The following is a 6,201-nucleotide window of genomic DNA, read 5'->3' as shown; positions in this document are numbered from 1 at the left end:
CAATTCAATGTACTTGCAGGTTCTTTCGCTGGTGGTGAAGGTGATTATGTAGCTTTATTTGAGCCTACTGCATTAGAACTTGAAAAACAAGGTAAAGGCTATGTTGTAGCTTCTATAGGTGAAGAGTCTGGCCTTATACCTTATACTGCCTACTCTGCTCCTGTAAAATATATAGAGGAAAATAAAGATTTAATACAAAGCTTTACAAATGCAGTATACAAGGGCCAATTATGGATTCAAAATCACAGTCCAGAAGAAATAGCTGATGCTATAGAGCCTTTCTTTACAGATTTTAATAAAGAAGATTTAATATCTGTTGTTGAAAGATATAAATCTATAGACGCTTGGGCTCATGACCCTCTTCTTAAAGAAGATAGCCTTAATTTATTAATGGATGTTATGGAAGAAGCTAAGGAACTTGATAAAAAAGCTCCTTATGACAAAATAGTTAATACTGATTTTGCTAATGAAAGTATAAAAACGATAAAATAATATGTTCATTTAGTAACATAAATTTAATAAATTAATATAATAAAGTATATACTATTAATAGTGTATACTCTGGATTCGACCTTATATTCCTATTTATAGGCGAATACCGTTAAAGGAAAAAGCTTATCTATTTAGATAATCTTTTTCCTTTTTTAGTTTATTCTAGTATAATTTTATTATAGAGATAAATGGGGGTATTGAAATGAGAAAAATAGATGAAAGAGATATTATTTTTTCAAGAGCAAATTATAAAAAAGGAACACCTATATATGAAGATTATTATAAAAAAAATCCTCATAAAAAAAATTTGGATGATAGCATTAGATCTAGACCAAATATTTGCGGGGATGGTTCTATGACATATAATGAAGTTAATTCACCTATGGCATCTTCAGCATTTGAGTTTTTATCTGATATAACACATCTTTGTGAAGGTCACGTTAATGAAAAAAAAATAATTGCAAATAAAAAGACACTTTCTAAGCGTATAAAAGGATTAGCTTCTCATTATGGAGCTGATTTAGTTGGTGTTACAAAGCTTAAAGATTATCATTTTTATACACATAGAGGTCGTCATGAGGAAAACTACGGAGAAGAAATTAAATCTAATCATAAATATGCAATAGTATTTGCTGTTCAAATGGATAAAGATATGATTAATAGAGGTCCTATGCTCGCTGAAGTTGTAGAAACTAGTAAAGCTTATGTAGATACTGCTGTTGTAGGTATGATTCTTAGTTATTACATAAGAAGTTTAGGATATGATGCTAGAAACCACATGGATTCAAATTATTTATTAATGCCAGTACTAGTTGCAAAGGATGCAGGTTTAGGTAGTATAGGTAGAAATACATTACTTACTACCAAAGAATATGGTTCATGTATTAGGCTTGGAGTAGTTACTACTACCCTAGAACTTGAAGAAGATGAACCTGTTGATTTTGGTTTAGATGATTTTTGCAAAGTATGTAAGAAATGCGCTTATAATTGTCCTTCTACTTCACTCTCAACTGATACGGAAAAAGAAAATAATGATATTTATAATTGGACTATTGACGCTGAGTCATGTTATATAAAATGGAGATATTTCGGTACTGATTGTGGCATATGTATTGCTGTTTGTCCATTTTCTCAACAGCTAGACTCTATAAAAAATATAGATACGTTCAAAGACAATATTCCATTAATTTCAGAGGTATTAAAAGAATATACTAAAAAATTTGGTAAACGTCCATTCATTCCTGGAAATCCAAATTGGATGAGATAGTAAATAGCTAGATAAATAATATGTAAATATATTATTTATCTAGCTATTTAAATTCTTCTTCAAAACTTTCAGCATTTTGCAAAATGATTTTCACACCACCCTATAGCATTATTAATTTGAATATACTTATCTCTATATTTAATATATCCATTTAAAATACCTACAATTTGATTAAACTTAGACTTTAGAAATAACATATTATTAGCTTTTGTATAATTTATACTCGGTTTAAATTCTAAGTTTACTTCATCTGATTTTAAAGATTTTATATTTATTAAACCTTCATTATTAATATTATAAAATTTAATATCATCTTTCAGTTTGTATATTTTATCATCTATCTTGATACAATTTTCATTAATACCTATATTATCTGTATACTTAGAAGCTAAGTTAATAGATATATTAATATTATTTTCATCAATAAATCCACTGGTTATCCAATTCCAATTTGTTTGTCGTTTCCATACTCCTCGCCCATAGTCTATAAAGCATTTACAATCCCTTAAATCATATTTAACTTTTCCTATAGTTAATATACCTTCTGTTTTTAAATTCATATGTTTAGATGTATAATGAAAATAATCATAACCTAAAGGTATCACCATATTTAAAGATTCATAATCTAAATAGATTATTGATGTTATATCGATTTCCTTCCACTTTAAATCTATATTTAAATGATTTGAACTTCTTAATACATTTATAAATTTTTTTCTACCTTTAAAATGTGCATATGAATTTATTCTTTCATCTAAAATTATATATTTACTAAGAGGATATCTATAAATCCGATTTATATTCTGACAAGAATTTAAGTCATAAAAATCAACCTGTACTAAAGATGCATATCCCATATCTATAATTGCAAAGTTTAAAACAAAATCTTTATTCATCCATGTATAATTATTCCATATTTTTTTTTTGAAATGATTTTTATTTATTTTGCAATCTTTAAAAGGCACTGTATTCCATCCTATTGAGTACTCATTTAAATCTCCATTAATATGACAAATATGTCCATTATCTTTAACTTGCCTCATGCAATTCCCCCTTTTTGGATTATTATATTATTATATTATTATTGGTGCTGAATTGTTCTAAAATTTTTTCAAAAAAAAGGCCTATTTAAAAATAAGCCTTTTAATTATGCATTTTGATACATGTGTAATGCATCTATTCTTGCTATATATATATCTTTTTTATTAAATCCTATATATTTTGCATACTTTTCTATTTTTTCCTTTTCAAACTCAACTTCATAACCAAGATTCTCACTTATATTTTGAACATATTTATCCATAAGCTTTCCCTTATAATCATGCATACTGTAGCCTAAAAATTTAGTTAATCTATCTATTTCCTGATTAAAGTCTCCATCTTCTTTTATAAAAAATTCATATATATCTTCTCTATATGGATTTAAATTTATTATTTGTTTTATAACATAACATTCATTAGTTTTATCTATAAATCCATCTTTGTAGTTGTTAAATAATGCATTTGCTTTTACTATGCTATCTTCTTCTATATAAGAAGCAACTACATCCACTCCATTATCAATTAATGCATCTATAACCGCATAGTGTATATTAAAACAGTCTTCATATATTTTTTTGCTTAACTCATTTATTACTTTTTTATTTTGTAATGATTTTTGTGCTAGACTAATTTTTTTGTTTTGTATAAAAAGATCTTTAGATATGTTTTTAAAGTCTTTAGAATAGTTTAAATACTTATGGCAATAATTTTTTGTAAATAAATTTATATCTATGGTTATTATTCCATAGTTAACTACTATCTCTACTCCTTTTTTTACGCATCTTCCTATGTAGTCTTCTCCTAATTTTAAAGCTATGTTATTTATATCGTTGTGTGAATAGTTCTTATTAAATTCTTGTATAAATGTATCGTTATATATTTTAGCTTGTTCTAAAAATTCTTTTCTAATTTGATTATATCTAACTTTTTCTTCAGAAAATATAATTTTAGCACCATTTATATCAAATTCTTCAACCAAGTATATCCCCCCCAAAAAATCACTTTAAACGAATATATATATATTTTGATAAATGTCCCTCATTTCCCTTCTTAATATTTTAACTTAATATATATTTTTTCATAAAATTAGAACAAATTTAATTTTTAAGACATATTATTATAAATATCAACATTAATAAATTAGGTGATAGATATGAGCAATATATACACGTCAAGATTTTTCTTACAAGATGATGAGATAACAGATACTTGTTTACTAAAAATCCCTACTAATTGGCATAATAGAAAATATGAATATAAATGGGCTATGAACTTTGTTTCCAAAAATGATATTTGCTTAGATTCAGCTTGTGGAATTCCTCATCCTTTTAAATTTTACTTAGCTAGTGTGTGTGATAATGTTTATGCATTTGATATTTCTAAAAATATTAAAAACTACGATGATATTTTATCCTCTGTCTATAATTTTTTTGATGAAGAAGATTTTTTTAAGGTTACTGATTATATTTATAAAATAAATTTTAGTGAATCTAATTTAAATAGTTTACCTTATAATGATAGTTTTTTTTCTAAAATTTTTTGCATAGGAGTTATAAATTATCTATCTGATATAGATTTAATTTGCTGTTTAAATGAATTTTATAGAGTTTTAAAAAAAGGTGGATACTTAATAATAACTACAGACGTTCCTCCTACCCAAGTACCTAAATTAACTAGATTAATTGATGATATTGGATTTAATTTTGTAGGAAATATAGATATTACAAAGCCTAAGAATATTTATTCTTCTCCTTTTCCCTCTTGTAATAACTGCTTTCGAGTTTTAGTTTCTAAGTAATAAAAAATGATGTCTTATTTAAATAAGACATCATTTTTTATTACTTAACAGCTTCTAAAGCTTTTTCATAATTAGGTTCATTAGTTATTTCTTCTAAATACTCTACATATTTAACCTTATTATCTTCATCAACTACTATTACAGCTCTTGATACTAAACCTAACTCTTTTATGTATAATCCATAAGATTTAGAAAACTCTCTGTCCTTATAGTCTGAAGCTGTCACTACATTCTCTATTCCTGCATTTCCACACCATCTAGCTTGTGCAAATGGTAAATCCATTGATATAGTGTAAACTTTAACATCATCTAATTTAGATGCTTCTGTATTAAATTTTCTTACTTCCATATCACATACTGGTGTATCTAGAGATGGTACAGCAACTAAAATTCTTTTACCTTTAGTTTCACTAAATTTTATAGGACTTAAATCATTTCCTACAACTGTAAAATCTGGTGCTATATCTCCTACTTTAACTTGATTTCCTTCTAATGTTAGTGGTGCTCCTTGAAATGTAACTTTCATATCTATATCCTCCTAAAATTTTTCTCAAATTTATTTTTATCTTTAATGATAAATTTATACAAAATAAAAAGAGTATAAATTTATTATACTCTTTTTATACCCAAGCCTGATTTTGCTAAACGCTAATCTTTAAGCTTTATTGATTTTATTTTTCTATATGATTTACTATATTAGCATTTTCATCTATAATACCTTCTATTATAGGACTTTTACTTACCATAATAGTTGTAACCCCTGGTCCATGTCCTAAAGTTACACAGTCACTATGCACTATAACTCCTATGCTTACTGCACCCTTTAAATATCCTCGTCCATATGTATTATCACAATCTTCAAGAAGTACTATATCTCCAAATCTTAATTTATCTAGACCTAGTCTTTTTATTTCGTTAAAATCTGCAGTCATTATGTCATAATCTCCTGTGTATGCATTGCTTGAACCTATTCCTGATCCCATTAAATATGGTGGTACCTTTGCAACTACTGGAACTTGTATTTTACCATCTTTTTCAGTAATTCCTAGCTTTTCAAATAAATCCGGATCAATACTCATTACATGTACATCTTCATAATCTTTTAATTTTAATCCTTGTCCATATGCTTTGACCATTATCTTATCATCTATAGCTAGATTTTCTAGTGTGTCATCATCAAAGTGAACTAATACATGCTCTATTCCTCCATGCATCCCTGTAACATACCCTTTTGCACCTTTTGCGTCTCCACTAACTACTTTAGCTTCATTTCCTATACATGCAAATGTCATTAAAGCATTATTTTCTCTCTCATTTTCATTTCTTATAGATACACCTGGTTCTACATGATCTCCTGCTAATCCATATACACCGTCTCCAACTTTTACATTATATGATATTCCTCCTGTTGAAGGCAGTATAACTGGTTTTCCTTCGTGTGTAACTCTGTAACTTAGAGCTAATGGATGATGAATTTTTCCCTGTGCTGACCATTTTACAACTTTATCTTTATTAGTTTTTAACATACTTTATATCCCCCTTGTATTTTATCTCTAATAATTATATTTATTATTAATCAAAAAAATCCTTTAATAAATATTTA

At 26.7% G+C, this 6,201-nt stretch carries 7 protein-coding genes; 3 read left to right on the top strand and 4 right to left on the bottom strand.

The genetic code is table 11. The features are described from left to right. A partial coding sequence (locus tag ACEXNK_RS06300; protein WP_373601569.1) for an ABC transporter substrate-binding protein occupies window positions 1–492 on the top strand: 492 nt, incomplete at its 5' end. A gap of 202 nt (window positions 493–694) precedes the next feature. After that, window positions 695–1,759, top strand: a complete 1,065-nt coding sequence (locus tag ACEXNK_RS06295; RefSeq protein ID WP_373599455.1) for a 4Fe-4S dicluster domain-containing protein — start codon at window positions 695–697, stop codon at window positions 1,757–1,759. 68 nt (window positions 1,760–1,827) lie between these two features. On the opposite strand, the gene ACEXNK_RS06290 is transcribed toward ACEXNK_RS06295, so the two are convergent. Together ACEXNK_RS06290 and ACEXNK_RS06285 are read right to left on the bottom strand one after the other, a co-directional pair. Further along, window positions 1,828–2,802 (bottom strand): DUF2804 domain-containing protein, encoded by a 975-nt coding sequence (locus ACEXNK_RS06290; RefSeq protein WP_373599456.1) that lies wholly within the window; start codon window positions 2,800–2,802, stop codon window positions 1,828–1,830. A 104-nt stretch (window positions 2,803–2,906) separates the two neighbouring features. Next, a complete protein-coding gene (locus ACEXNK_RS06285; protein WP_373599457.1) occupies window positions 2,907–3,779 on the bottom strand; it encodes a kinase in 873 nt (290 codons plus the stop codon). 174 nt (window positions 3,780–3,953) lie between these two features. On the opposite strand from ACEXNK_RS06285, the gene ACEXNK_RS06280 reads away from it, so the two are divergent. Further along, window positions 3,954–4,598 (top strand): class I SAM-dependent methyltransferase, encoded by a 645-nt coding sequence (locus tag ACEXNK_RS06280; protein WP_373599458.1) that lies wholly within the window; start codon window positions 3,954–3,956, stop codon window positions 4,596–4,598. A 40-nt stretch (window positions 4,599–4,638) separates the two neighbouring features. Here ACEXNK_RS06280 and tpx read toward each other — a convergent pair whose 3' ends face one another. After that, window positions 4,639–5,124, bottom strand: coding sequence for a thiol peroxidase (gene tpx, locus ACEXNK_RS06275; RefSeq protein WP_373599459.1), 486 nt, complete (start codon window positions 5,122–5,124; stop codon window positions 4,639–4,641). 145 nt (window positions 5,125–5,269) lie between these two features. Further along, window positions 5,270–6,124 carry a DUF4438 domain-containing protein gene (locus tag ACEXNK_RS06270; protein WP_373599460.1) on the bottom strand — a complete coding sequence of 285 codons (855 nt, stop codon included), beginning with the start codon at window positions 6,122–6,124 and terminating at the stop codon, window positions 5,270–5,272. Between the last annotated feature and the right edge of the window lie 77 nt (window positions 6,125–6,201).

This window comes from Paraclostridium bifermentans, from assembly GCF_964259345.1.
Taxonomy (GTDB): domain Bacteria; phylum Bacillota; class Clostridia; order Peptostreptococcales; family Peptostreptococcaceae; genus Paraclostridium; species Paraclostridium bifermentans_B.
This window is presented reverse-complemented; position numbering and strand designations above follow the sequence as displayed.

Coding starts and splice junctions, on each gene's coding strand:
- ACEXNK_RS06295 (WP_373599455.1), top strand. CDS start 695: ATGAGAAAAATAGATGAAAGAGATATTATTTTTTCAAGAGCAAATTAT.
- ACEXNK_RS06290 (WP_373599456.1), bottom strand. CDS start 2,802: ATGAGGCAAGTTAAAGATAATGGACATATTTGTCATATTAATGGAGAT.
- ACEXNK_RS06280 (WP_373599458.1), top strand. CDS start 3,954: ATGAGCAATATATACACGTCAAGATTTTTCTTACAAGATGATGAGATA.
- tpx (WP_373599459.1), bottom strand. CDS start 5,124: ATGAAAGTTACATTTCAAGGAGCACCACTAACATTAGAAGGAAATCAA.
- ACEXNK_RS06270 (WP_373599460.1), bottom strand. CDS start 6,124: ATGTTAAAAACTAATAAAGATAAAGTTGTAAAATGGTCAGCACAGGGA.